The 237-nt window shown below is 48.9% G+C and carries 1 pseudogene; it reads left to right on the top strand.

The window, feature by feature from the left end:
- Nucleotides 1-116, top strand: a pseudogene (locus tag ACOCD2_RS25645) (transposase family protein); the annotation flags it as partial.
- Nucleotides 117-237 lie beyond the last annotated feature (121 nt).

The following is a 237-nucleotide window of genomic DNA, read 5'->3' as shown; positions in this document are numbered from 1 at the left end:
AGGCGCATGATTTCCAGGAAAAAACCTGGCGCCACCTGAATTTCTTTCAGCATCACTGCTATATCCATGCCTCAGTCCCTCGTGTGAAATGTTCCGAACATGGTGTTAAGTTGATCGATGGTAACTACTCACCCCTATCAGCATAGAGCTGTCCCGAAAAGGCCATTTGAATGGCGACCAGCGGATTGTATCCCTGATTTGCCATGGTCTGCAGGTAACTGGAGATGCGGCAATAGG

Origin of the sequence: Thiolapillus sp. (genome assembly GCF_048562965.1) — a bacterium.
Classification (GTDB): Bacteria; Pseudomonadota; Gammaproteobacteria; order Chromatiales; family Chromatiaceae; genus Thiolapillus; species Thiolapillus brandeum_A.
This window is presented reverse-complemented; position numbering and strand designations above follow the sequence as displayed.